The organism is Acuticoccus kandeliae (assembly GCF_003073115.1).
Window position 1 is genome coordinate 844,424 of the sequence record NZ_QBBV01000003.1, and the last position, 24,273, is coordinate 868,696.

25 protein-coding genes, 1 tRNA gene and 1 pseudogene are annotated in these 24,273 nt (G+C 68.6%); 26 read left to right on the forward strand and 1 reads right to left on the reverse strand.

Features of this window, described 5'->3' with window-relative positions:
- Window positions 1-142 precede the first annotated feature (142 nt).
- From DBV35_RS23210 to DBV35_RS23330, 25 genes and pseudogenes are all read left to right on the forward strand, one after another.
- Window positions 143-928: a DUF1217 domain-containing protein gene (locus tag DBV35_RS23210; RefSeq protein ID WP_108662727.1), complete on the forward strand. Its 786-nt coding sequence runs from the start codon at window positions 143-145 to the stop codon at window positions 926-928.
- Window positions 929-1,651: a flagellar basal-body rod protein FlgF gene (gene flgF, locus DBV35_RS23215; RefSeq protein WP_245944042.1), complete on the forward strand. Its 723-nt coding sequence runs from the start codon at window positions 929-931 to the stop codon at window positions 1,649-1,651.
- A 76-nt stretch (window positions 1,652-1,727) separates the two neighbouring features.
- Entirely contained in the window at window positions 1,728-3,074 is a 1,347-nt protein-coding gene (locus DBV35_RS23220; RefSeq protein WP_108662729.1) for a FliI/YscN family ATPase, read from the forward strand.
- A 115-nt stretch (window positions 3,075-3,189) separates the two neighbouring features.
- Entirely contained in the window at window positions 3,190-4,578 is a 1,389-nt protein-coding gene (locus tag DBV35_RS23225; RefSeq protein WP_108662730.1) for a flagellar hook protein FlgE, read from the forward strand.
- A 16-nt stretch (window positions 4,579-4,594) separates the two neighbouring features.
- On the forward strand, window positions 4,595-5,980 hold the full coding sequence (flgK, locus tag DBV35_RS23230) for a flagellar hook-associated protein FlgK (RefSeq protein ID WP_108662731.1): 1,386 nt from the start codon (window positions 4,595-4,597) through the stop codon (window positions 5,978-5,980).
- Window positions 5,980-7,017: a flagellar hook-associated family protein gene (locus DBV35_RS23235; RefSeq protein WP_108662732.1), complete on the forward strand. Its 1,038-nt coding sequence runs from the start codon at window positions 5,980-5,982 to the stop codon at window positions 7,015-7,017. Before flgK ends, DBV35_RS23235 begins: the two co-directional genes overlap by 1 nt.
- Window positions 7,018-7,028: 11 nt before the next feature.
- Entirely contained in the window at window positions 7,029-7,379 is a 351-nt protein-coding gene (gene flaF / locus DBV35_RS23240; protein WP_108662733.1) for a flagellar biosynthesis regulator FlaF, read from the forward strand.
- Window positions 7,380-7,441: 62 nt separating this feature from the next.
- Window positions 7,442-7,813, forward strand: a pseudogene (gene flbT / locus DBV35_RS31485) (flagellar biosynthesis repressor FlbT); the annotation flags it as partial.
- Between the two features lie 198 nt (window positions 7,814-8,011).
- On the forward strand, window positions 8,012-8,416 hold the full coding sequence (gene flgD, locus DBV35_RS23250; protein WP_108662734.1) for a flagellar hook assembly protein FlgD: 405 nt from the start codon (window positions 8,012-8,014) through the stop codon (window positions 8,414-8,416).
- A 2-nt stretch (window positions 8,417-8,418) separates the two neighbouring features.
- The gene (gene fliQ / locus DBV35_RS23255; RefSeq protein WP_108662735.1) at window positions 8,419-8,685 is read left to right on the forward strand and encodes a flagellar biosynthesis protein FliQ; all 267 of its coding nucleotides are present in this window, start codon (window positions 8,419-8,421) and stop codon (window positions 8,683-8,685) included.
- Window positions 8,686-8,815: 130 nt separating this feature from the next.
- On the forward strand, window positions 8,816-10,927 hold the full coding sequence (flhA, locus tag DBV35_RS23260) for a flagellar biosynthesis protein FlhA (RefSeq protein ID WP_108662736.1): 2,112 nt from the start codon (window positions 8,816-8,818) through the stop codon (window positions 10,925-10,927).
- A complete protein-coding gene (locus DBV35_RS23265; protein WP_108662737.1) occupies window positions 10,924-11,682 on the forward strand; it encodes a flagellar biosynthetic protein FliR in 759 nt (252 codons plus the stop codon). Before flhA ends, DBV35_RS23265 begins: the two co-directional genes overlap by 4 nt.
- Complete coding sequence (locus DBV35_RS23270) at window positions 11,679-12,119, forward strand: hypothetical protein (protein ID WP_108662738.1); 441 nt, start codon at window positions 11,679-11,681, stop codon at window positions 12,117-12,119. Before DBV35_RS23265 ends, DBV35_RS23270 begins: the two co-directional genes overlap by 4 nt.
- 61 nt (window positions 12,120-12,180) lie before the next feature.
- Window positions 12,181-12,558 carry a hypothetical protein gene (locus DBV35_RS23275; RefSeq protein ID WP_157961929.1) on the forward strand — a complete coding sequence of 126 codons (378 nt, stop codon included), beginning with the start codon at window positions 12,181-12,183 and terminating at the stop codon, window positions 12,556-12,558.
- Window positions 12,555-12,911 (forward strand): hypothetical protein, encoded by a 357-nt coding sequence (locus tag DBV35_RS23280; RefSeq protein ID WP_108662740.1) that lies wholly within the window; start codon window positions 12,555-12,557, stop codon window positions 12,909-12,911. Before DBV35_RS23275 ends, DBV35_RS23280 begins: the two co-directional genes overlap by 4 nt.
- Window positions 12,908-13,462, forward strand: a complete 555-nt coding sequence (locus DBV35_RS23285; RefSeq protein ID WP_108662741.1) for a hypothetical protein — start codon at window positions 12,908-12,910, stop codon at window positions 13,460-13,462. Before DBV35_RS23280 ends, DBV35_RS23285 begins: the two co-directional genes overlap by 4 nt.
- A gap of 245 nt (window positions 13,463-13,707) precedes the next feature.
- Window positions 13,708-16,428: a hybrid sensor histidine kinase/response regulator gene (locus DBV35_RS23290; RefSeq protein ID WP_108662742.1), complete on the forward strand. Its 2,721-nt coding sequence runs from the start codon at window positions 13,708-13,710 to the stop codon at window positions 16,426-16,428.
- Window positions 16,425-16,892: a chemotaxis protein CheW gene (locus DBV35_RS23295; RefSeq protein WP_108662743.1), complete on the forward strand. Its 468-nt coding sequence runs from the start codon at window positions 16,425-16,427 to the stop codon at window positions 16,890-16,892. Before DBV35_RS23290 ends, DBV35_RS23295 begins: the two co-directional genes overlap by 4 nt.
- A complete protein-coding gene (locus tag DBV35_RS23300) occupies window positions 16,889-18,004 on the forward strand; it encodes a chemotaxis protein CheB (protein WP_108662744.1) in 1,116 nt (371 codons plus the stop codon). The genes DBV35_RS23295 and DBV35_RS23300 overlap by 4 nt, the downstream gene beginning before the upstream one ends.
- Window positions 18,004-18,867: a CheR family methyltransferase gene (locus tag DBV35_RS23305; protein ID WP_108662745.1), complete on the forward strand. Its 864-nt coding sequence runs from the start codon at window positions 18,004-18,006 to the stop codon at window positions 18,865-18,867. The genes DBV35_RS23300 and DBV35_RS23305 overlap by 1 nt, the downstream gene beginning before the upstream one ends.
- Window positions 18,868-18,880: 13 nt before the next feature.
- Window positions 18,881-18,970 (forward strand) — tRNA-Ser (locus DBV35_RS23310).
- Between the two features lie 250 nt (window positions 18,971-19,220).
- Window positions 19,221-19,478 (forward strand): YjhX family toxin, encoded by a 258-nt coding sequence (locus DBV35_RS23315; protein ID WP_108662746.1) that lies wholly within the window; start codon window positions 19,221-19,223, stop codon window positions 19,476-19,478.
- A gap of 438 nt (window positions 19,479-19,916) precedes the next feature.
- Entirely contained in the window at window positions 19,917-20,840 is a 924-nt protein-coding gene (locus tag DBV35_RS23320; protein ID WP_108662747.1) for a glycosyltransferase, read from the forward strand.
- A gap of 503 nt (window positions 20,841-21,343) precedes the next feature.
- On the forward strand, window positions 21,344-21,601 hold the full coding sequence (locus DBV35_RS23325) for a YjhX family toxin (protein WP_108662746.1): 258 nt from the start codon (window positions 21,344-21,346) through the stop codon (window positions 21,599-21,601).
- A 15-nt stretch (window positions 21,602-21,616) separates the two neighbouring features.
- Window positions 21,617-22,114: a GNAT family N-acetyltransferase gene (locus tag DBV35_RS23330; RefSeq protein ID WP_245944045.1), complete on the forward strand. Its 498-nt coding sequence runs from the start codon at window positions 21,617-21,619 to the stop codon at window positions 22,112-22,114.
- A gap of 27 nt (window positions 22,115-22,141) precedes the next feature.
- Here the strand turns inward: DBV35_RS23330 and DBV35_RS23335 are convergent, their stop codons facing one another.
- The gene (locus DBV35_RS23335; RefSeq protein WP_108662749.1) at window positions 22,142-23,167 is read right to left on the reverse strand and encodes a helix-turn-helix transcriptional regulator; all 1,026 of its coding nucleotides are present in this window, start codon (window positions 23,165-23,167) and stop codon (window positions 22,142-22,144) included.
- Window positions 23,168-23,630: 463 nt separating this feature from the next.
- Between DBV35_RS23335 and DBV35_RS23340 the strand changes: the two genes are divergently transcribed.
- Window positions 23,631-24,239 carry a DUF1236 domain-containing protein gene (locus tag DBV35_RS23340; protein WP_108662750.1) on the forward strand — a complete coding sequence of 203 codons (609 nt, stop codon included), beginning with the start codon at window positions 23,631-23,633 and terminating at the stop codon, window positions 24,237-24,239.
- Window positions 24,240-24,273: the final 34 nt, after the last annotated feature.

Sequence of the window (24,273 nt, forward strand, 5' to 3'; positions counted from 1 at the left end):
GCATAGCTGGTTTGGCCGTCGACTTTGGAACCGGCCGAGGACACCAGTCCCGCACAAGCCGTGCGCCCCAATGTGATGCCACCAGCGCGTGGCCGGCCCGACAAACCCGGCGACCCGCGCACCGGAATTTGGGGGGCATAGTATGAATGTCTCAGTCAGCTATCGCTTGATCGCGCAGAACCTCGACCGCTCGCTCGCCATCACCGCGAGCCAGGGTCCGGTGAAGCTCGAGAGCGAGTACTATCTCGAGAACTATCGCAATATCAGCTCGATCGACGAGTTCCTCGCCGACACGCGCCTGTTCCGCTTCGCGATGACGGCCTACGGCCTCGCCGATCTCGCCTTCGCCAAGGGCTACATGCGCAAGATCCTGGAAGAGGGCGTCACCGAGCCGGATTCGCTCGCGAACCGCACCTCGGACAATCGCCTGCGCGAGTTCGCCGCCGCGTTCGATTTCGAATCCTTCGGCGACCTCACCATGCGCCGCGAGATCAACGGCCAACCCACCGTCGACCGCTATGTGCGCCAGACGATGGAGGTCGACGCCGGCGAGGTCGACGGCGAAGGCGTCCGTCTCGCCCTCTATTTCGAGCGGATGGCGCCGAAGATCGACAGCGCCTTCGACATCCTCGCCGACGCCGCCCTCTTCAAGGTGGTGCGCACGGTGCTCGGCCTGCCGACCGCCTTCTCCGCGATCGACATCGACCGCCAGGCGGCGGTGCTGGAGGAGGAGATCGATTTCGAGTCCTTCTCCGACCCGGTGGAGCTCGACCGCTTCCTCACCCGCTTCACCGCGGTGTGGGACGCGACGGAGGTGACGTCGACCGACCCGATCCTCAGCCTCTTCGGGGCCGGCGGCAACGCCTCGCCGACCCTCTCGCTCGACCTTGCCATGTCGCTCCAATCCTTCCGGCTCGGGGGCAACTGAGTGTCGTCTGATATCTACGTTTCGCTGTCCGGGCAGATCGCGATGGACACGCGCCTCGCGACCGTCGCGAACAACGTCGCCAACATGCGCACGGGCGGCTTCCGCGCCGAGCTCGTGACGTTCGACACGGTGCTGTCGGACTATCGGCGCGACCAGGTCGCCTTCGCCGCGGTCGACACGGTCACGATCGACCGCACGCCGGGGCCGATCGAGGTGACGGGCAACCCGCTCGACGTCGCGATCGTGGGGGACGGTTGGTTCGGCGTTGCGACGCCGTCGGGCCTTGCCTACACGCGCGACGGGCGCTTCACGATCAGCCCCGAGGGCGACCTCCAGACCCTCACCGGCTACGGCGTCGCCGACGAGGGCGGCGCGCCGATCCAGGTGCAGCCTGCCGACGGGCCGCTCGCGATCGGCGGGGACGGGACGATCACCCAGTCCGGCCGCGTCGTCGGTGTGCTCGGCCTCTTCTCGATCGCGCCGGAGGCCGGCCTCACCCGTTACGGTGATTCCGCCGTCCTCTCCGACCGGCCCGCCGAGCCGATTGCCGACCGCGTCGCGAACGGCGTGCGCCAGGGCTATCGCGAGGGCTCGAACGTCAACGCGGTCCAGTCGATCACCGAGCTGATCGAGATCCAGCGCGCCTTCGAGCGTGCCGATTCGGCCGCGAAGGACCGCTACGCCTCGCTGGAGCAGGCGGTGCGGATCCTCGGCTCCGAGTAGGGCCGACACCAGCCGCGCCGGATGAGCCGGTGCGTCACCGATCTTGCCTGGGGCATCCCCCCGAAAGGAGGCGCGGATGGGCGCGCTGGAACGGATCGCATCGGCGCTCGCGGGCTACACCGCCCCCGCGGTGCGCGTCTCCGGCCTCGTCGACGAGGCGACGGCGAGCGAGCGCTGCGTGCGCGGCCTCTCGGCCCACGCCGCGCTCGGCGACCAGCTTCTGATCAGCCACGCGGGAGGGCCCGCGCTCGCGGAGGTGATCCGGATCGACCGCGAGCGCGTGGTCGCCGCGCCCTATGAGCGGCGCGGGGCGGCCTTCCTCGGCGCGCGCGCGACGCTTCTGGGCGAATTCCGGGTCCGCCCGCACGCGACCTGGCCGGGCCGCGTGGTCGACGCGCTCGCCCGCCCGATCGATGGCGGTGCGCCGCTGGAGCGTGGGGTCGCCCGCACGGTCGACGCCGCGCCCCCGCCGCCGCTCTCGCGCGCCCCCCTCACCACGCCGATGCGCACGGGCGTCAAGGTGCTCGACATCTTCGCCCCGCTCGTGGAGGGCCAGCGCGTCGGCATCTTCGCCGGCTCCGGCGTCGGCAAGTCGACCCTTCTCGGCATGATCGCGGCCGCCTCCTCCTTCGACGTCGTCGTCGCCTCGCTCGTCGGCGAGCGCGGGCGAGAGGTGAACGAGATGCTCGACGGGCCGTTGAAGCCGCATCGCGAGCGCACGGTCACGGTGGTCGCGACGGCGGACGAGACCCCGATGATGCGCCGCCTCGCACCGCTCACCGCGACGGCGATCGCGGAGCACTTCCGCGACGAGGGCCGCCGCGTCCTCCTCCTCCTCGACAGCCTCACCCGCTTCGCCCACGCCGCGCGCGACGTCGCGCTCGCGGCGGGCGAGCCGCCGGTCTCGCGCGGCTATCCGCCGAGTGTCTTCGGCGACATCTCCCGCCTCGCCGAACGGGCGGGGCGCGGCGCGGGGGCGGGCTCGATCACGGCCGTCTTCGCCGTCCTCGTCGACGGGGACGACATGGAGGAGCCCGTCGCCGACGCCGCGCGCGGCACGCTCGACGGGCACATCGTGCTCGCCCGCGCCATCGCGGAGGCGGGGCGCTATCCGGCGGTCGACCCGCTCGCCTCGCTCTCGCGCGTCGCGAACCGCGCCTTCCGGCCGGACGAGATGGAGCTGTCGCGACGCCTGCGCGGCCTCGTCTCCCGCTTCGAGGACACGCGCGATCTGCGCCTCCTCGGCGGCCACAAGCCGGGTTCCGACGCCGAGCTCGACCGCGCCGTCGCGCTCGTGCCGCAGATCTACGACGCGCTCGTCCAGTCCCCGACCGACCCCGCCTCGCGGGACGCTTTCTCTGAACTTGCGGCCGTCCTCGCGCCGCGGAGCGGGGGCGGCGAGGGCGAGAGCGTCTCAGCCTGAGACAAGGCCTTTAGGCAACACTGCAATTCGTCGAGCGGACGGGCGTACGGCCCGGATGCGCCATGCGTGGCAGGGGTCCCCGCCGCCATCGACAGGCGCCCAAGGAAGGGAAGTCATGAGCCTCTACAATGTCTTGCGCACCGGCGTTTCCGGGATGGAAGCGCAGTCCTACAAGTTGGCGACGGTCGCCGATAACATCGCGAACGCCAACACGATCGGCTACAAGCGGGCCGACACGCAGTTCTCGTCGATGATCCTGGAGGCCGGGCCGGGGAGCTATTCGTCCGGCGCCGTCACCGCGAACGTCAACTACGAGATCTCGCGCCAGGGTTCGCTCTCCTACACGCTGTCGACCACCGATCTCGCCATCCAGGGCAACGGCTTCTTCGTGGTGGAGGACGCCAATGGCGGGCACTTCCTCACCCGCGCCGGCTCCTTCGTGGTCGACGGTCAGTCCGGCAATCTCGTGAACGCCGCCGGCTACGCCCTCCTCGGCTTCCCCTCGATCGATGGCGAGGAGCCGGTGATCACCCTCAACGGGACGGGCGGCCTCGAGCCGGTCAATATCGACTACATGAACATGCGCGCGACGCCGTCGACCTCGGGCGTCTATCGCGCAAACCTCGAGATGGATGCAGAGGTCGTGACGGGCGACCTGCCGTCCGCGAACCTTGCGACCTCCGAGTACACGATCAAGAGCTCCATCGTCGCCTACAACGATCTCGGCGGCGAGGTGACGCTCGACGTCTACTGGACGAAGGTGCAGGAGTACGATCCCTCCGGCCCGACCCCCGCCCAGTGGGAGGTCGTCGTGTTCGACCAGTCGACGCGCGATCCGAGCGTGACGACCGACTTCCCCTACGGCAACCCGAACCCGCCGATCGGCGGGGCGACGCCGGCGAACCCGATCCTCGCCCAGGCGACGATCACCTTCGACCAGTCGACCGGCCTCATCAGCGACATCGCGACGACGGTGCCGGCGACCGGTTATTCGGGCGCGGTCCTGTCGATCGACCCGAGCATGCAGGCGATGCTGGAGGTGCAGCTTCCCGACGCCACCGCGCCGCTCAACCTCAACATCACCTCGACCACCCAGCTCGCCGCCGAGTTCGAGCCGCTGGAGATCGCCGTCAACGGCAACGCGCCGGCCCGCGTGCAGGGCGTCTCGATCAGCGAGGACGGGCGCATCTCCGCGATCTACGAGGACGGCGCGCAGGTCGAGTTCTACCGCCTCCCGCTCGCGAACGTGCCGAGCCCGGACCAGCTCGATCCGCGCCCCGGCAATGTCTACGGCATCACCGTCCAGTCGGGTGATCTGCGCGTCGCGCTGCCGAACGACGCGGCCAACGGCTCGCTGATCGTCGGCGCGGTGGAGCAGTCGAACGTGGACCTCGCGACCGAGCTCACGGGGATGATCATCGCCCAGCGGGCCTACACGGCGAACTCGAAGAGCTTCCAGGCCGGCAACGAGCTCCTGGAAGTCCTCGTCAACCTCAAGCGCTAAGGGATAGGGCCCGAACATGAGCCTGAATGTTGCGGCCAATGTCGCGCGGCAATCGCTGATCGTCGCGCAGCAGCAGATCGCGCTCTCCGGCCGCAACGTCGCGGCCGCCAGCGACCCCACGCGTTCGCGGGCGGTCGGGCTCAACACGACGACGCTCGACGGCGGGGTCCACCTCTCCGCCGTCCGCCGCGCCGAGAACACCGTCCTCTACACGCGCATGATCGAGGCGACCTCGAAGACGGCGCAGCAGAACGCGATGATCGCCCACCTGACGGTCCTCTCCGACACGGTCGGCGACCCGGAGGACGGCGTCTCGCCCGCCGCCCTCATCGGCGACCTCCAGACCGCGCTTGCCGAGTATGCGAACGCGCCCGACGACCCGCTCTTCGGGCAGACGACGGTCGAGCGCGCGCGCGACCTCGCGGACGCGCTCAACCGCACCAACAACGAGCTGAACCTTCTGCGCGAGAACGCGGACCGGGCGATGTCCGACGCGGTCGACGAGGTGAACCGGCTTCTGGGTGAATTCGACCGGGCCAACACCAAGATCATGCACGCCTACGCCTCCGGCGCCGACCCGACCATCTGGGAGGACGAGCGGGACGGGATCGTCGCGGAGATGTCGCAATATCTCGGCGTCACCGTCCTCCAGCGCGACAAGGGTGAAATGGCCCTCTTCACCGATGGCGGCGTCACGCTGTTCGACAGGTCGGCCCGCGCGGTGACCTTCCAGCCGACCTCGGTCTACACGCCGAGCACGATCGGCGGCGTCGTCTATGTGGACGGGCTCGCGATCACCGGCGACACCGCGCCGATGCCCTCGCGCAGCGGCTCGATCCTCGGCCACGCGACGGTCCGCGACGAGATCGCGCCGACCTATCAGCTCCAGATCAACGAGATGGCGCGCGTCCTCACCGAGGTCTTCGAGGACGGGACGGGGAGCCTCTTCGTCAATGGCGGCCCGCCCGACTATGCGGGCACCATCGCCGTCGCGCCCGATGTCGACCCGACCCAGGGCGGCTCGGTCGAGAATCTGCGCGACGGGACCGGCAACCCGACCGGCCTCGCCGCCTATGCCGACCGCCTGATGCAGCTCGGCGAGGACCTCACCGCGATCCAGACCTTCGATCCGACGGCGGAGCTGATCGCGACCGGCACGCTGCAGAATTTCGCCACCGGATCGATTGGCTGGATCGAGGGGCTGCGCGCCGACACCTCGCGCCAGGTCGACATCGAGCGCGCGATCCTCCTGCGCGCCTCCGACGCGCTCGCGAGCGAGACCGGGGTGAACCTCGACGACGAGTACGCCAACCAGCTCCTCATCGAGCGCCACTTCGCGGCCAGCTCCAGCCTCTTCAACATCATCGACGAGATGTTCCAAACGCTTCTGGGGATCGCCTAATGCAAACGAGCTACATCTCCACCGCCGCGCTGCGGAACGCGCCGCGCGCGACGATCGAGCGGCTGCAGAACGAGCTGGTCGATCGCACGACGGAGATCGCGACCCAGCGCCACGCCGATGTCGGCCTGACGCTCGGCAGCGGCACCGGGCGCACGGTCGCGACGCGGATGGACCTCTCCCTCCTCGAGATGCTGATCGCCTCGAACGGCTCGGCGACGGCGCGCCTCTCGCAGACGCAGACCGCGCTCGCCGACCTCGAGACGGTGGCCTCCGAGATGCTGACGGCCCTCGTCGCCCTCCCGCCTGGCCTCCAGTCCGCCAAGACGCTGGAGATCCAGGGCCAGACCTCGCTCGACCGTCTCGCCGACCGGCTCAACGCCTCCGACGGCGGCTCCTACCTTTTCGCCGGCCTCAACTCCGACACCAAGCCCTTCTCGCGCTACGCGGACGGGCCGCAGGCGGCGGTTGAGGCGGCTTTCCTCACCCGCTTCGGCGTCGCCGTCGGGAGTGCCGGCGCGTCCGCGATCACGCCCGCCGACATGGTGGACTTCCTGGAGAACGAGTTCGCCGACCTCTTCGCCGACCCGGCCTGGACGACGGACTGGTCGAGCGCCTCGTCGAGCAACGTCGTCTCGCGCATCGCCCCCTCGGAGCGGACCGAGACCTCGACCAACGCCAACGAGACGGCGATGCGCAATCTCGCGATGGCCTTCACCATGATGGCCGGGCTCGGCTTCACCGCGCTCGACCAGGGCACGCGCGACGCGATCGTGGAGAAGGCGCGGATCGTGCTCGGCACGGCGATCACGGAGGTGGTGGCGCTGAAGGGCAAGCTCGGCTTCGCCGAGAACGCCATCGCCAAGGCGAACAACCGGATGAGCCTCGCGGCCGACATCCTCGCCCTCAAGGTCGCCGACGCCGAAGGCGCGGACCCCGCCGAGGCGAAGGTCCGGATCGACCTTCTGACCACGCAGATCGAGATGAGCTACGCGATGACGAGCCAGCTCTCGCGCCTCAGCATCCTCAATTACGCGTAAGGAGCACGGTCTTGCAGGCTGATACCTATGTGGACGTGCGGCACGACGCCAGCGAGGTCGGGCGCGAGCGCGAGTGCATGGCCTTCGACGAGGGCCTCGCGCTGATGGAGAAGGCCCGCGCCGCGCCCGACGTGCCGGCCCATGGCCGCGAGGCGGCGCGCTACATGCAGACGCTGTGGGGCTTCCTCATCCGCGACCTCACCGACCCGGCGAACGATCTGTCCGACGAATTGAAGGGCAACCTCATCTCGATCGGGCTCTGGGTCATCAAGGAGACCGACGCGATCATCGCCGGGCGCGACCAGAACTGGGCCGCGCTCATCGACGTGAACCGCTCGATCCGCCAGGGGCTCGGCCAATGAGCGCCCCGACGCGGCGGCGGCGTGCGAGCGAGGGGGAGGGGCGCGGCGGCCCGATGCGGCCGATGCACCTGTCGCTGCGCGCGGGCGAGCGCCTCTTCATCAACGGCGCGGTCGTCCGCGTCGACCGCAAGGTCACGATCGAGCTCCTGAACGACGCGACCTTCCTCCTCGAGAACCACGTCCTCCAGGTGGAGGACACCACGACCCCGCTCCGCCAGCTTTATTTCGCCGTCCAGGCGATGCTGATGGATCCGCAGAACGCGGCCGCGAGCCGCACCCTCTTCGAGACGATGGCCGTCGACGTGCGCGATGCGCTGACCACGGCGCGGCTGCGCGAGGGGCTGGAGGACGCGATCTCCCAGGTCGCGAACGAGCGCCCCTTCCACGCGCTGAAGCGCCTGCGCAGCCTCTTCGCGGAGGAGGCGGCGCTCCTCGAGATCCCTGAGGAGATCGAGCGGCCGCGTCGCGAGGGCGCCGGCGCGCGCCAGGCGAAGGCCGCGCGCCTGCCGTGCGCGAAGGATCCCGGCGCCGCGCTCGCCGAGGAGGCGGAGCCGATCCCCGTCGCGCCCGACCAGCGCGGCGAGGCGCGGCCCGCCGGCCGTCCGACCCTGTTGAACTGAAAGGAGAAGGCCATGTCCGGTGTGACCCCCGTGGGCAACGACCCGTCGACCGCCGGCAGCGAAGCGACCGCCGCCGCGCTGCAGACCCAGACGCTCGACTATGACGCGTTCCTGAAGCTCCTCGTCACGCAGATGAAGAACCAGGATCCGCTGGAGCCGATGTCGGACACCGAGTTCGTCGCCCAGCTCGCCAACTTCTCCAATGTCGAGCAGAACATCATCACCAACGACCGCCTGTCGGCGATGATGACGGCGAACGCGCTCGCCGACGCGAGCGCCATGGTGGGCCGCACCATCGAGACCGCCGGCGGCGTCTCCGGCACCGTGACGGCGGTGACGATCGTGTCCGACGGCTCCTACGCCGTCCTCGACAATGGCGACACCGTGCGCCTCGGCGCCGGCATCACGATCACCTGACGATGAGCGAAGTTGACGCGATCGACCTCGTCCAGTCGGCGATCTTCACCGTCCTCGTCGCCTCCGCGCCGGCGGTCGCGGTGGCGATGGTGGTGGGCGTCTCCATCTCGCTCCTCCAGGCGCTGACGCAGGTGCAGGAAATGACGCTGACCTTTATCCCGAAGATCATCGCGATCCTCGTCGTCGCCGCCGTCTCCGCCTCCTTCATGGGCGCGCACATCTTCGCCTTCACCGAGGAGGTGTTCGGCCGGATCGCCAACGGGTTCTGAGGCCGGCCGGACCGGGGAGGGGCCAGCCACAGCCAAGCCCCGACCGGCACACTCGGCCGTGACGGATCCCGAAGAGGGCGGGCGGCCACCCCGCACGCCCGCAAGGTCTTGCCATGAGGGCGAACCCGAGATGACGACTGCCAACACCGCCGGGCGCGAGGCCCGGCCCCCCATCCTGACGAAGCTCGTCCCCACGGGGATACGCGATGTCGCGTTCGCCTTCGGCGTCATCTCGATGCTCGGCGTCCTCATCCTGCCGATCCCGACCTTCCTCATCGATGTCGGCCTCGCCCTCTCGATCGCGCTCGCCGTCCTCATCCTGATGGTGGCGCTCTGGATCGAGAAGCCGCTCGAATTCTCCTCCTTCCCGACGATCCTGCTCATCGCGACCATGCTGCGCCTCGCCCTCTCGGTGGCGACGACGCGCCTCATCCTTGCCGACGGGCACGACGGGGTGACGGCCGCCGGCTACGTCATCGCCGGCTTCGCGAACTTCCTCATGAGCGGCGATTTCGTCATCGGCATCGTCGTCTTCATCATCCTCGTGGTGGTGAACTTCCTCGTCATCACCAAGGGCGCGACGCGTATCGCGGAGGTCGGGGCGCGCTTCACCCTCGACGCGATCCCCGGCAAGCAGATGGCGATCGACGCGGACCTCTCCTCCGGCATCATCAACGAGGAGGAGGCCCAGCGCCGCCGCCAGGAACTCGAGGAGGAGAGCAGCTTCTTCGGCGCGATGGACGGCGCCTCGAAATTCGTGCGCGGCGAGGCGATCGCCTCGCTGATCGTCATCGCGGTGAACATCTTCGGCGGCATCGTCATCGCGACGACGCGCCATGGGATGGACCTTGCCCCCGCCGCCGACGTCTTTACCCGCCTCTCGGTCGGGGACGGGCTCGTCAGCCAGATCCCGGCGCTGATCATCTCGCTCGCGGCCGGCCTCCTCGTGTCGAAGGGCGGCACGCGCGGCTCGGCCGACAAGGCGGTGCTCGGCCAGCTCGGCGCCTATCCGCGCGCGCTGATCATGGCGGCGGCGCTGATGGCGATCTTCGCGATCGTGCCGGGCCTGCCGACGATCCCGTTCTTCATCCTCACCGCGATCCTCGCCTTCGTCGCCTACACGATCCCGCGCCAGCGCCGGGCGGAGGAGGTCGCGCGGGAGAAGGCCGCGCAGGCCGCCGCCGACGACGCCGCCCGCTCCGCGCAGGATTCGGTGAAGGCCGAGCTCGACGTGCCGGAGATCGAGCTCATCGTCGGCAAGCAGCTCGCCCGCACGGTGCTGCGCTCGCCGACCGAGCTTGCCCACCGCGTCGCGAAGATCCGCCGCAAGTTCGCCCGCGAGTACGGCTTCGTCATCCCCGAGATCAAGGTGAGCGAGAGCCTGACGGTCCCGACCAAGGGCTACCAGATCGCGATCCACGGGACGACGATCGCCTCGCAGGCGCTGCGCGTCGGCGACTTCCTCATCGTCACCGGCGAGGCGCCCGCCCCGCAGGTCCCGTGCGACGAGACGCGCGATCCCGCCTTCGGGATGCGCGCGGTCTGGATCAACGAGGCGTTCATCACCGACGTGAAGCGGGAGGGGTTCGTGCCGATCGACAATCTGTCGGTCGTCCTCACCCACCTCGTCGAGATCACGCGCAACAACCTCGCCCAGCTCCTCTCCTACAAGGACATGCGCGCGCTCCTCGACCGGCTCGACCCCGAGTATAAGCGCCTTCTCGACGAGATCGTCCCGGCGCAGATCTCGAACTCGGGCCTCCAGGCGGTGCTGAAGCTGCTGCTCGCCGAGCGCGTCTCCGTGCGCAACCTCCACCTCGTCCTGGAGGCGATCGCGGAGGTGAGCCCGCACGCCCGCCGCGCCGAGATCGTCGCCGAGCACGTGCGCATCCGCATGGCCTCGCAGATCTGCGGCGATCTCGCCGAGAACGGGACGCTCTACGTCCTGCGCCTCGGCAACCGCTGGGACCTCGCCTTCCACCAGGGACTGAAGCGCGACGCGAAGGGCGAGGTGGTGGAGCTCACCCTCGACCCGCGCCTCGTGGAGGAGTTCGGCGAGGCGTCCTCGCGCGTCATCAAGGAGCTGATGGCGATCCATTCGCGCTTCGCGATCGTGACCGCGCCGGACGCGCGCCCCTATGTGCGGATGATCATCGAGCGGATGTTCCCCTCGATCCCCGTCCTCTCCCATCTCGAGATCGCGCGCGGGGCGACGGTGCAGCCGATCGGCTCGATTTCGTGAGCGAGACCGCGCTGTCGAACCAGGTTCTCGGCATCGCGGTCGTCTTCGCGCGCGTCGCTGGCGTGTTTCTCATCGCGCCGGGCCTCTCCTCGCTTCGCGTCCCGGTGCAGGCGCGCGTCTTCCTCGCGCTCGGCGTCGCCCTCGCGGTGACGCCGATCGTGCTGCCGGGCGCGGTCGCGCGGGTGGAGGGGACCGACCCCGCCGGCCTCCTCGCGATCATCGTCAGCGAGACCGCGACGGGGCTCCTCATCGGCCTCCTGTCGCGCCTCCTCCTGATGGCGCTCCAGACGCTCTCGGTCGGCATCGCCAACGCCATCGGCCTCGGCGGCATTCCGGGCACCAGCATCGAGGGCGGCGAGCCGAGCCAGGCGGCGGCGAACGTCTTCATGGTGACGGCGATCGCGATCCTCTTCCTCGCCGACCTCCACTACGAGATCCTGCGGGGGCTCATCGGCTCCTACGCCGTCATCGCGCCGGGCGGAGGGCTCGACCTGCGCGCCGCGCTGGTGGCGGTGACGGACCGGGTGTCCGAAGCCTTCCTCGTCGCGCTCCGCCTCGCCGCGCCCTTCATCATCTACTCGGTGGTCGTGAATTTCGCGGTCGGCCTCACCAACAAGATGACGCCGCAGATCCCGGCCTTCTTCGTCGCCCTCCCGTTCATCACGGCGGGCGGGCTCCTGATGATGACGGTCACGATCCGGGAGATGATGTTCGCCTTCATGGACGCGTTCCGCCAGCTCTCGGCAGGCCTGTGAGGCGCGCCTCGGCCGAGCGGCTCGCGCGCGTCGCAAGGGCGCAGCGCGCGCTCGCGCGGGTGGCGGCGCTGGAGCGGGCCAACGCCGAGGCCGCGCACCGCGACAGCATCGCCGCCGGGGAGGCGATCATCGCGTCCCTCAGCGCCGAGAGCGACCTCCACGGCATCATCGTGCCGACGATGGCGAAGGCGCTCCGCCGCAATGCGCGTCATGCTGAGGCGCTGCGCCGCAACGCCGATCTCGCGCGGGCGCGCCACATGCGCGACGACACGGCCGCGCGGCGCCTCGAGGAGGAAGCGCGGCTCGCCGAGCGGGCCGAGGGCGCGAAGGCGGAACGGCGGCGGCTCGAGGCGGTCGCCCTCGAGAGCCTCGCGCGGACGATCGCGACGCGGCGCGCCAGCCCCTCCGGCAAGCCTCCGGACAGCGACCCCGCGTAGGGTCCGCCCATACCGCCGGATGCGCCACCCTTGGCCCGGCGTCCGCTCACGGGAGGTGAATATGGCGATCGTCCCTCTCGACGGGGTCCTGGCTTCGGGATCCACCGCCCCGGCGCTCGCGCCCGAAAAGCCCGCGTCGCGTGGCGTCTCGCAAGGCGGGGCACCGTTCGCCAGAATTTTTGAAACGATACAAAGCGCCGCACCGCGCGTCGAGACGGCGCCGACGCTCGGCCAGTCCTTCGAAGCCGTGGTCCTCACCCCGCTCGTCGCCGAGATGCTGCCGGACGACGACAATCCCGTCTGGGGCGGGAGCGCGGGGCGGCTCTGGCGCGGCCTCTTCGCCGAACATCTCGCGGCCGAGATCGCTGAAAGCGGCGACCTCGGCATCGCCGTGCTCGTGGATCGCATGATGGCCGATCGCACCGGAGACATTGGATGACCCAAGCCCTTGCCACATCGCTCACCCGCCTGGAGACGATCGTCGACGACTGCATCGCCGCGCTGGAATCGGGCGGCGCCGTCGATGATGCGGCGCTCGCCGAGGCCAAGCGGAGGGTGCTCCTCCATCTCAGCCGCCATGGCGCGATCGGCGCGGTCGACGACGCGACGGCCGTCCAGATCGGCCGCCTGCGCGGCAAGCTCCAGCGGGAGGAGGCGCTCCTCCAGGTCCGCCTCCAGGCCGCCCAGATCGTCGCCGGCCTCGTCGCCGACGCCGTCATGGCCGACGAATGGGACGGCACCTACGGCCCGCATCTGCCGGTCCGCCCGCACGCCGCGGAGCACCGCTCGTGAAGCTCTTCCTCGTCGGATTGTGGGCCGTGTGCGTCACGCTCGGCACCGGCTACGCGGTGGCCGCCTGGAAGCTGAACCAGGGCGAGGAGCAGGAGACGCCGCGCCTCGAAGGGCTGCGCTACACTTCGCTCCCCACGATGTCCGTCCCTGTCCTCCAGAACGGGAATGTCAGCGGATATGTGGTCGTGCGGATGGTCTACACCGCCGACGCCGCGGTCCTGCGCGCGCTCGCCTCAGAGCCCGACGCCTTCATCACGGACGAGGTCTTCCGCTCGATCTACGGCCGCGCCGAGGCAAGCTTCGGCAAGCTCGTCCGCTTCGACCTCGCCTCCCTCGCGGACGAGGCGAAGGCGCGCGTCAACGAGCGGATGGGCGCGGACGTGGTGCAGGACCTCCTCGTCGACGGGCTCAATTATATCGACCTCGCGTCCGCGCCGGCGGGGGAGGGGGGCGCCGCCCCGCTCGCCAAGAATGTGCGCACGATCGGGATCGGGGCGCCGGCCAAGGCGAAGTCCGAGTCCGGCGCGCGCGGCGCCTCGGGCGGCCATTGAGCCGCGCGCGGGGAGGAGACGCGGATGCCGACCAGCCCCGCCGCGACGCCGCGTGGACCGGCAAACCCATCATCGCGCGATAGCGGCCATGCCGCTTCATGGGTGAGTGGGGTGCGCGCCACAGTCCTCGCACAAGATAGACCCGCGACAATCCCTGACGCCGCCGGTGCGGGGCTCACGACGACCCTCACACCCACGCGCGGCTTGCACACTTTCGCCGCCTGACGAGGACGAACATGGACGGAATGGACGATCTTCTCGCGGAGTTCATCACCGACACATACGAGACGCTCGAGCAGGTCGACGTCCGCCTCGTCGAATTGGAGAACGAAGCGGACGGCACGGCCATGCTGAACGAGCTGTTCCGCATGATGCACACGATCAAGGGCACCTGCGGCTTCCTGGGCCTTCCGCGCATGGCCGGCCTCGCCCACGCCGCCGAGAGCCTGATGGACCGGCTGCGCAACGGCGAGCCCGTGACACACGAGGCGGTCGACGCGATGCTGCGCGTCGCGGACCGTCTGAAATCCATCCTCGGCGCCATCGAGTCGGGTGGCGGCCAGGAGCCGGAAGGCTCCGACGAGGCGATCATCGCCGCCCTCAACGAGGCGGGCAGCGAGAACGCCGCCGCGCCGAAGGCGGAGGGGGACGAGGCGGAGACCGAGGCGGATGCGGAGGCCGAGGCCGAGACTGAGGCCGAGACTGGGGCCGAGACTGGGGCCGCCCCGGCGGAGCCCGCCGCCGCCGGCGATGGCGGCGCGAGCGCGGCCGCGGCGAAGGCCATGGAGCCGAAGAAGCCGCCCGCGACCGCCGCCGCGAACGACAGCGCCAAGCCCGCCGCGCCAAAGCCTGCCCCGAAGGCGGAGGAGAAGAGCGAGGGTGGCGACCAGAGCGGCGACCGCTCGATCCGCGTCTCGGTCGAGACGCTGGAGCACCTGATGACGGTCGTCTCCGAGCTGGTGCTGACGCGCAACGAGCTGACCGAGATCATGCGCAACGAGGAGCGCACGACGCACAAGCTCGCCCTCCAGCGCCTCTCCACCGTCACCGGCGAATTGCAGCAGGCGGTCATGTCCACCCGCATGCAGCCGATCGGCAATGCCTGGCGCAAGCTGCCGCGCATCGTGCGCGACGTGTCGTCCAATCTCGGCAAGGCGATCGACCTCGAGATGACGGGCGCGAACACCGAGCTCGACCGCCAGGTCCTCGAAAGCATCAAGGACCCGCTCGTCCACATGGTGCGCAACGCGGCCGATCACGGCCTGGAGCTGCCGTCCGAGCGCGTCGCGGCGGGCAAGTCCGAGAAGGGCAAGATCTCGCTGAACGCCTACCATGAAGGCGGCCAGATCCTCGTCGAGATCGCCGATGACGGGCGCGGGCTCGACGTCGACAAGATCAAGGCGAAGGCGATCGAGCGCGGCATCACCACGGTCGAGGAAGCCGAGCGGATGTCGAACGAGCAGGTCTACTCGTTCATCTTCGAGCCCGGCTTCTCCACCGCCGCCAAAGTGACCAGCGTCTCCGGCCGCGGCGTCGGGATGGACGTCGTCCAGTCCAACGTGGAGCGGATCGGCGGGTCGATCGACGTGCGCTCGGCCAAGGGCACGGGCTCGGTCTTCACGCTGAAGATCCCGCTGACGCTCGCGATCCTGCGCGCGCTCATCGTGGGGGTCGACGACGAGGATTTCGCGATCCCGCAGACCTCGGTCGACGAGCTCCTCAAGGTCGAGCCGGGCGGGCCGCATTCGATCCAGCTCATCAAGGAGGCACCGGTCCTGCGCTCGCGCGACAGGCTGCTGCCAGTCGTCGACCTCCGCGCGGTGCTCCAGCTCCCCTCCGCGGTCGACGAAAACGGCCAGCCGAGGGTCGCCGACGAATCGACGCGCGGCTTCGTCATGGTGATGCGCGCCCGCGGGCTGCGTTTCGGAATGCTCGTCGACACCGTCGCACGCACCGAGGAGATCGTCGTGAAGCCGATGCCGGCGGCGCTGCGCGGCCTCGAGATCTTCTCCGGCTCCACCATCCTCGGCGACGGGCGCGTCATCATGATCGTCGATCCGAACGGGGTGCGCTCCGCCGCCGCCAACCCCAGCGAGGCCGCCGTCCAATCGGTCAACAAGCAGGCGGCCGAGGTGGAGGTGGAAGAAGAGAAGCAGCTCCTCCTCATCTTCCGCGCCAGCACGCGCAACCGGAAGGCGCTCCCGATCAGCCTCATCACGCGCCTCGAGGAGGTCTCCCTCTCCGACGCCGACCAGAGCGACGGGCAGTGGCACATCCAGTACAACAGCGAGCTCATCCCGCTCGTCTGGTTCGGCGATCCGCCTGATCCGACCAGCAAGGAGCGCAAGCCCCTCCTTGTCATGTCCGACGCGGGGCGCTCGATGGGCCTCCTCGTCGACGAGATCGTCGACATCGTGGAGGACAATGTCGAGGTGCAGATCCCGTCCGAGCAGGCGGGCATCCTCGGCAGCGCGATCATCAGCGGCGGCTCGACCGAGATCATCGACGTCAGCTACTTCCTCGGCCTCGCCTCGGCCCACTGGTTCGAGCCGCACATGAAGAAGAAGCTCGCGCCGGGGGCGGACCAGATCCTGCTCGTCGACGACAGCATCTTCTTCCGCAATCTCGTCGCGCCGGTGGTGCGCTCGGCGGGGTTCGAGCCGGTCGTCTGCTCATCCGGTCCCGAGGCGCTCGACCGCCTCGAGGGCGGTCTCGTCCCCTCCGTCATCGTCACCGATGTCGACATGCCGGAGATGGACGGTTTCGCCTTCGCCAAGGCCGTGCGGCGGATCGAACGGCTCAACCACGTGCCGATCCTCGCCCTCACGGGCCTTATCGACGAGGACGCGATCCAGCGGGCGCGGGCGGCCGGCTTCTCCGACTACATCTCGAAGCTCGACCGCAACGGCCTGCTTCAGTCGCTGCGTGACTTCACGCGGCCGCGCACCGAGGAGATCGCCGCGTGAGTGCGAAGAAGAACACCCTCGTCGACGAGGCGGACGGCTACGTGACGGCGCGCCTCGCGGGCCACTGGTTCGCCCTGCCGATCAGCGCGGTGCACGAGGTCTTCCTGCTGTCGCGCATCACCACGGTGCCGCAATCGCCGCCCGGCATCATCGGCGTCCTCAACCTGCGCGGCCGGATCGTGACGGCGCTCGACACGCGCCAGATCCTCGGCTTCGCTCCCGCGCGGACCGACCTCACGATGGCGATCGGCATCGAGCGGCACAACGAATTGTTCGGCCTCGCCGTCGACCAGATGGGGGACGTGCTGCGCTCGGTCCCGGCCGAGCGTGAGCCGGCGCCGATGAATCTCGACCGCCGCTGGCGCGAGATCGTCACCGGTGTCCAGCGCGCGGACGGCCACCTCGTCCTCCTCGTCGCGGTCGACCGGCTGTTCGATAGCGTGATGAACCTGGTCAGCGCGTGAGTGCGGCGACCCTTCTGCCGGAGCGGACCCGGCGGCGCGTCCAGCTCCTCGCCCATTCCCCCGCGCTCCGAACGGCGCTGCGCCGCGCCTTCGCGGCCGCCGGATCCGACCTCGTCCTGTCGCTGGAATCCACCGACCCGCAGGCGGGGAGCGGACCGGCGGGCGAGATGCGGCCGACGGCACACGTTCTCGACACCGACCTGCCGGGCATGCGCGGGCTCGGCCTGCTGCGCCAGATTGCCGGGAGCGACCCCAACACGATCGTGGTCGTCGTCGCGCCCGACACGGCCGAGGGCCGCGCGATGCGCACCGAGGCGCTCGAGAAGGGGGCGGCGAGCTTCATCCTGAAGCCGGCCGTCGACGAGCCGCTCGCCTACCGGCCGATCGCCGAGGAGATCACCCGCGTCCTGCGCGGGAAGGCGCCGCCGCCGCGTGCGAACGCGCCGCGCGCGCCGGAGCGCCCCGCCCGGATGGGCGGCCGCGAGGCCGCGCCCCCCTCCCAGACGCCCCGGCCGCGCCTCCACCGCGCGCCGCCGCAGGTGCTCGTGGTCGCGAGCTCCACCGGCGGGCCGCAGGCGCTGATCACCCTCTTCTCCAAGATCCCGGCCGCGAGCGTCACCGTCCCCGTGCTGATCGTCCAGCACATGCCGGCCGCCTTCACCCCGATCCTCGCCGAGCACCTCTCCCGCGCCACCTCCTGGCGGGCGGTGGAGGCGACGAATGACGAGGCGCTGACCTCGGGCGAGATCCGCATCGCGCCGGGCGGCCATCACATGATCGTCGCCCAGAGCGGGGCCTGCCGGCGGCTGAAGCTGATCGACACGCCACCGGTCAATTTCTGCCGCCCCTCGGCGGACGTGCTCTTCGTCTCGGCGGCGGAGGTGTTCGGGCGCGGCCTCCTCGCGGTGATCCTCACCGGCATGGGCAATGACGGGTGCGAGGGCGCGAAGGTGATCGCGGCGGCCGGCGGCGCGGTGTTCGCGCAGGACCGCGAGACGAGCGTCGTGTGGGGGATGCCGGGCGCGGCGGTCGCGGCGGGCGTCGTCGACAAGGTCTTCCCCCTCACCGACATCCCGGCCGCGGTCCAGGCGGCCATGCAGGGGGTGTTCTGATGCTGCGGGAGGAGGATTTCGCCTATCTGCGCCGGCTCCTGAAGGAGCGCTCCGGCCTCGCCCTCACCACCGACAAGGCCTACCTCGTGACGACGCGGCTGAGGCCGATCATCGAGGATCACGGGCTGAAGGATGTCGCCCAGCTCGTGTCGCGGATGCGCGGCTTCGGCGCGTCGGAGATCATCGAGCAGGTGGTCGAGGCGATGACCACCAACGAGTCGCTCTTCTTCCGCGACAGCAAGCCCTTCGAGGCGCTGATCTCGATGATGCTGCCGCGCCTTGCGGCGGTGCGCGGGGCGAACCGGCCGATCAAGGTGTGGTGCGCGGCCGCCTCCACCGGGCAGGAGCCCTATTCGATCGCGATCATGCTGGAGGAGAACGCGGCGCGCCTGTCGAAGAACGGCGTGGAGATCCTCGCGACGGACCTCTCCCAGGCGGCGCTGACGCGCGCGCGCATGGGCGAGTACACCGCCTTCGAGGTCGGCCGCGGGATGCCGCCCCACTATCTGGACCGCTACTTCCAAAAGACGGGCCGCAACCACTACATCATCGCCCCGAAGATCCGCTCGCGCGTGACCTTCCAGTGCCGCAACCTCCTGGAGCCGTTCGGCCAGCTCGGCCCGGTGGACATCGTCTTCTGCCGCAACGTGCTCATCTATTTCGACCGGCCGACGAAGGCCGACGTGCTCAACCGCATCGCATCCATCATGCCGCAGGACGGCTATCTCGTCCTCGGCGGCCCGGAGACGACGCTCGGCCTCACGGACGCCTTCGTGCGCCACCCGGAATGGCGCAATGTCTATCTGCGCGCGCCTGTGGTCGGCAGCGCATCATCCCTCGCCTCGGTGCGCATTTGCGCATAAGGTGCCGCCCGTCGGATGGGTGGCCGAGCGGTTGAAGGCACCGGTCTTGAAAACCGGCAGGCGGGCAACCGTCTCGTGGGTTCGAATCCCACCCCATCCGCCATTTTCGCCACTTGCCCCGCCCTTCGCAATGCATCGCGCAAGGATGCGTGCCCGCGCCGATTGACCTTCGGCGCGTCGGGGCGTGCGCGGCATGGTCCTTTCCACATCGCGTGAAGGAATTGTCGATGTCGGAGCTTGCGCTCATCCACTGATCGTCTCGGCTGATCGAGACATCGAGCTGCATCATTCGCAACGGCATGTCTTGCCGGGGCCGAATGCTGCGCGGATGATTTCCATGCACAGGCTTCGCCATGAACATCTCACGCCGCGAGCAGCGCGTTCTGCACGTGCTGGCGCAGGGCGGGTTTATCCGTCACGAACGGGCCGATAACGGCCGCATCTCACACGTCATCTGCTTCACCCGTGACGGCCACGTCCTGGCCGACTGCACGATCGACGTGTTCGCCAGACTTCGACGCAAGCGCCTGATCGAATCCAGAGCGTCCAGCCCCTATCGGATCTCCGATAGAGGCCGCCGCTCCGTTCGCGCCCAACTCGACAATCGCTGAAGAAGACAGGACATGATGATCCGCAACGAAACTGCCGGGGATGCGGGCGACGCCGGCGGCGCTGGCGGCCTTTGACGAGGAACTCTGCGCGCCGATTCCTCCGGCACGGACAGGCTAGCTTGGATGGAGGCAATTCGGAGGCGACGTGAATGTTGAAATTATGTCTTCCAGTTTATTAAATTAGGGCTACAATAAGGCTGGCGACTTGGTTTCTTTTCGTCGTGGGAAAACGCCACGCCGAATGTACCGCCATGATACGCGTTGCCCTGTAAATCGATCGCGATCTGCCGCATTCGATTCCGGAAAGCCATCACTTCATCTGTTTGATGGATGGCTTCCCTCAGTTGCAGAATATTATTGAGTCGTATATATACGAAACTATGCATTAAGTGAAGTTTCGAGTTCGAATCTATTAAAATTTTGTTTGCGGAGCGGCGGATGACGTCTGTCACGATTGTGATTCCAACTCGCTACCGGCCAGTTCCCTTGGCCCGTGCCCTTGCAAGCCTCACTCTTCTGAACCTGCCGGCGGATGTGGATCTGGACATCGTCGTCGTCGACAACACGTCGGACGGTATCGCTGAAGATGTCGTCTCGGCTGCCAAGCTTCCGTTTCCCGTTCAAGTCATTCGCTGCCATCAGCCCGGTGTATCCAGCGCGCGAAATGCTGGCGTGATGGCCGCGAAGGGCGAGCTCGTCGCGTTCGTGGATGACGATTGCGAGGCGGATCCCGGATGGCTTGCCGCGCAGGTGGAGGCGCTGCGCATCAGCGGTGCGGACGGCAGCTTCGGCCCCCGCGTCGCCAGGATCGACGGCGCGAGCCCGATGGGCGTGGAGTTCTTCCTCGACACCTATTCGCGCGATCTCGGTCAACCGATGGCCGGGGACGTGACCGCTATGAGTGCCTATCTGCCGCTACCCGGCTCGGTGTTCGTCAAGGCGCGCTGCCTTGTCGGGACGCCTTTTGATCGCAGGCTCGACAATATTGGCGGTGAAGACGTTCTTCTGTTTCGCCAGCTGGTGGAGGCGGGGCGACGCTTCGTCTGGGCGCCCAACGCGAAGATGGTGGAGATTATTCCGCCGGAGCGGCTCGACTCGCGGTTTATCCTGAGGCGACGTTATCTCTCGGGCCAGCACCGCTGCATGGTGCCGATGATGTTGGAGCCGCCCCGGCGCAAGGAGATGCTGGTGCACATGATCAAGGGCGCGATCGCCGCTGCCGCGGTCGCTCCGATCGCGCTCTTCGGACGGATTCGCGGCTCATGGCCACCGCAGGCCACCGGGCTCTTGATGAGCGGGCTCGGCAAGATCAGCTGGTGGCACTTGAACGGCTCCTCCCTCTATGGAGACGGTCACCGCTAACCGCAGTCCGCCATTCTATCGGCTCGTCCGCCGAAGAAGGGGCGCGGGCCCTGTCCTGGTTGCGGCCGGAGCCTAGCGGCCCCGTCCGTTATTCCGCATATTCGAGCGCGCAGGCCCCAGATTGACGGGGGCTGGGCTGGTCCCCGACGTGCCTGGAGTGCTCACCGCGATTCCCACGCGCCGAGCCGGACGATGGTGGCGATCAAGGTGACGCGATCGATGTCCATGGAGAATGGCGAACGCCCATCCGCCATTTTCGCCACGCACCCCCGGCCTCGCAACGCATCGTCCAAGAAAGCGTGCCCGCGCCGATTGACCTTCGCCGCGCCGGGGCGTACGCGGCATGGTCCTTTCCACATCGCGTGAAGGAATTGTCGATGTCGGAGCTTGCGCTCATCCACTGATCGTCTCGGCTGATCGAGACATCGAGCTGCATCATTCGCAACGGCATGTCTTGCCGGGGCCGAATGCTGCGCGGATGATTTCCATGCACAGGCTTCGCCATGAACATCTCACGCCGCGAGCAGCGCGTTCTGCACGTGCTGGCGCAGGGCGGGTTTATCCGTCACGAACGGGCCGATAACGGCCGCATCTCACACGTCATCTGCTTCACCCGTGACGGCCACGTCCTGGCCGACTGCACGATCGACGTGTTCGCCAGACTTCGACGCAAGCGCCTGATCGAATCCAGAGCGTCCAGCCCCTATCGCATCTCCGATAGAGGCCGCCGCTCCGTTCGCGCCCAACTCGACAATCGCTGAAGAAGACAGGACATGATGATCCGCAACGAAACTGCCGGGGATGTGGGCGCGATTGGGCGCCTCGTCACCGACGCGCTGAAATTGCTGGCCCAGTCAACCGGGACCGAGGCCGGTATCGTCGAGAGGCTGCGGGCCGATGGGGCGCTGACCCTGTCGCTCGTCGCCGAGGATGCCGGCGCGGTGGTCGGCTATCTTGCCGCCTCACCGGCGCGGGTCGGGAGCGATGACGGTTGGAGCCTCATCGGCCCGCTCGTCGTGCGGCCCGCGCGGCATCGCGAGGGGATCGGCTCGGCATTGATGGCGGAGGCCCTTCGCCGCCTGCGGGCGACGGGCCGCGGCGCGGCGCTGGTAGGCGATCCCGCCTATTATGGCCGCTTCGGCTTCCGCTCTTTCCCCGGCCTCACGGTGACGGGCTGTCCGCCCGACGTGGTGCAGGCGATCCCGTTCGACGGGGTCGCGCCGCGCGGGGAGGTGATCCATCACCCGGCGTTCGGGCTCGACCAGATGGCGTGACGGGCTGGCCGGCCCGTCGCCGCGCCCCTAACCCTGGCACCGCCGCAGGATCTCCGCCACCGCCTCGGCCTGGCGGGAGACGCCGAGCTTTTCGCGGATCCGCTTCATGTGGAAGCGGACCGTGTGCTCGGTGATGCCGTGGGCCTCGGCGTGGTCGCGGATGCTGGCGCCGGCGATCAGCGCGTGGGCGAGGCGGGCCTCGGCCGGGGTGAAGCCGCCGGCGGCGCGGACGGTCTCGATCGAGGGAACCGTCCAGCCGCCCTCGGCCTTCAGGAGCAGGATGCCGAGGCGGCGGAAGCCCTCGCGCGGCGGGGCGAGGTAGGCCGTCGCGCGCAGCGGGCGCCCGCCAGAGGGGCGGGGGAGCGGGACGCTCGACGGCGTCCCGATCGCCTCGCCGCCCGCGAGCATCAGGATGTCGATCATGATGCGCGACAGGAGGGGGCGCGCGACCGGGTCCGTCGCGATCGGCACCTTGTTGACGAGCATGATCCCGTCGCACCGGTCGACGATCCGGCGCGCGGCCTCGTTCATGTGCTGCACCTGGCCGGCGTGGTCGAAGACCAGCATGCCGTCGGGCAGACCGTCGAGCGCCGCGACGATCCCGTCGGCGGAGATCGAGGGCGACGGCAGCAACCGGCCGAGCTGCTCGGCCCTCACGAGATGGCGCGCCATGTATGCGGTGAACCTGCGTTCCTCGGCATCGAAGGTGCCGTATTGGGCGCTGCGGTGGAAGAGCGGGAGGAAATGGGCACCTTCCGCATCGGTGCGAACGGTCAACGTGTTCCAGCACTCCCGGTGGTTCCTGTAGAACTCGTTGTGGACCGGGCAGCGCGCGATCTCTTCCGCGCTCATGAGATCCTGCGTCGACATCGGCCCCTGCCGGCCGGCCTCGAGGGCGCGATAGATGCGGACGTCCTTGTCGGCGAAATTCTCGGCGAACTCGATGAGGGCGCCGGGGTCGAAGGGATAGGAATCCTGACGGATCGCGCCGTCATTGTCGATCGAGAGGAGAGTGATCCGCTCGCAGTGCAGTGTGCGCGTCATGTTTTGCATGACTTGCTCCTGCGAAACCGAGCCGGAAACCGCGCCATAAAGATCTGAGATGAGAAGCCGTGCCCGGTCTAAGTCCTGACGCATTCGGTTAATTTCCAAAAATATGCATTCATCATATCATTGTATTTATCAAGCGTATAGGCCAGGTGATGGGTCGTTCTGGTTGAGTATTCGTCCGGACGACATTGACGAGAGGCGCGGATTGTTTTCGCGCGTCGAATAACTCCGCAGCCGCGAGACGGAGCGTTCTGGTGCATGTTGTCGCGCCTTGCGCGGAATGTGCCGCCGGTGCCCGCGGGACGATCGCGTGGAAATCGCACGGCCACCGTGGTTTGCCTCGATCCGGCAGACACTCCCGTCCCAAAACGTTCCCTAAAAATATGAGACGTCATTCCGCGTGGCGATAGGAACACTTGCGCAGGGTCGGCTGTTTACTGCCCAGCGAATTTAGGGAGATTTGAGCATGAAGAAGCTTCTCGCGATGGCCGTTGGCGCCACCCTCATCCCCGCCGCCGCGTTCGCGGCCGCCGGCTCGGTGACGACGGATCTCAACCTTCGCCAGGGTCCCGGCTCGAACTATGGCGTGATCACGACGATTCCGTCGGGTTCCGCGGTCACCATCGATGGCTGCATCAGCAACAGCACCTGGTGCCAGGTCACCTATGGCGGTTCGACCGGCTTTGCCTATTCCAACTATCTCGTCGCCGCGGCGACCACGGGCGAGACCGTCGTGATCGCACAGCGTCCCTCGCTCGTCGGCACGATCACCGCTCCCGTCGAGGGCGTCGGCCGCGCGGCGGGTGATGTCGTCGGCTCGCTCGGCATGGCGGTCGGCGATGTGGTCGGCGGCGTCGCCGACGCGATCTCGCCCGAGCCGCAGGTCGTGACCTATGTCCGCGATCACCCGGTCGACACCGTCTATCTCGACGGCGAAGTCGTCGTCGGCGCGAGCGTTCCGGAAGCCGTCGTGCTGACCGACGTGCCGTCCTCGCAGTACCGCTACGCCTACATCAACAGCGAGCCGGTGCTCGTCGATCCGGGCAACCGCCAGATCGTCTACGTCTACCGCTAATCGCATCAGCCGATTGCGGATGAAGCCGGCGCGG

Coding starts and splice junctions, on each gene's coding strand:
- DBV35_RS23290 (WP_108662742.1), top strand. CDS start 13,708: ATGGACGATCTTCTCGCGGAGTTCATCACCGACACATACGAGACGCTC.
- DBV35_RS23340 (WP_108662750.1), top strand. CDS start 23,631: ATGAAGAAGCTTCTCGCGATGGCCGTTGGCGCCACCCTCATCCCCGCC.
- flhA (WP_108662736.1), top strand. CDS start 8,816: ATGACGACTGCCAACACCGCCGGGCGCGAGGCCCGGCCCCCCATCCTG.
- flgK (WP_108662731.1), top strand. CDS start 4,595: ATGAGCCTGAATGTTGCGGCCAATGTCGCGCGGCAATCGCTGATCGTC.
- DBV35_RS23325 (WP_108662746.1), top strand. CDS start 21,344: ATGAACATCTCACGCCGCGAGCAGCGCGTTCTGCACGTGCTGGCGCAG.
- DBV35_RS23280 (WP_108662740.1), top strand. CDS start 12,555: ATGACCCAAGCCCTTGCCACATCGCTCACCCGCCTGGAGACGATCGTC.
- DBV35_RS23225 (WP_108662730.1), top strand. CDS start 3,190: ATGAGCCTCTACAATGTCTTGCGCACCGGCGTTTCCGGGATGGAAGCG.
- DBV35_RS23305 (WP_108662745.1), top strand. CDS start 18,004: ATGCTGCGGGAGGAGGATTTCGCCTATCTGCGCCGGCTCCTGAAGGAG.
- DBV35_RS23275 (WP_157961929.1), top strand. CDS start 12,181: ATGGCGATCGTCCCTCTCGACGGGGTCCTGGCTTCGGGATCCACCGCC.
- DBV35_RS23235 (WP_108662732.1), top strand. CDS start 5,980: ATGCAAACGAGCTACATCTCCACCGCCGCGCTGCGGAACGCGCCGCGC.
- DBV35_RS23315 (WP_108662746.1), top strand. CDS start 19,221: ATGAACATCTCACGCCGCGAGCAGCGCGTTCTGCACGTGCTGGCGCAG.
- DBV35_RS23330 (WP_245944045.1), top strand. CDS start 21,617: ATGATCCGCAACGAAACTGCCGGGGATGTGGGCGCGATTGGGCGCCTC.
- DBV35_RS23320 (WP_108662747.1), top strand. CDS start 19,917: ATGACGTCTGTCACGATTGTGATTCCAACTCGCTACCGGCCAGTTCCC.
- DBV35_RS23220 (WP_108662729.1), top strand. CDS start 1,728: ATGGGCGCGCTGGAACGGATCGCATCGGCGCTCGCGGGCTACACCGCC.
- fliQ (WP_108662735.1), top strand. CDS start 8,419: ATGAGCGAAGTTGACGCGATCGACCTCGTCCAGTCGGCGATCTTCACC.
- DBV35_RS23210 (WP_108662727.1), top strand. CDS start 143: ATGAATGTCTCAGTCAGCTATCGCTTGATCGCGCAGAACCTCGACCGC.
- flgD (WP_108662734.1), top strand. CDS start 8,012: ATGTCCGGTGTGACCCCCGTGGGCAACGACCCGTCGACCGCCGGCAGC.
- DBV35_RS23335 (WP_108662749.1), bottom strand. CDS start 23,167: ATGCAAAACATGACGCGCACACTGCACTGCGAGCGGATCACTCTCCTC.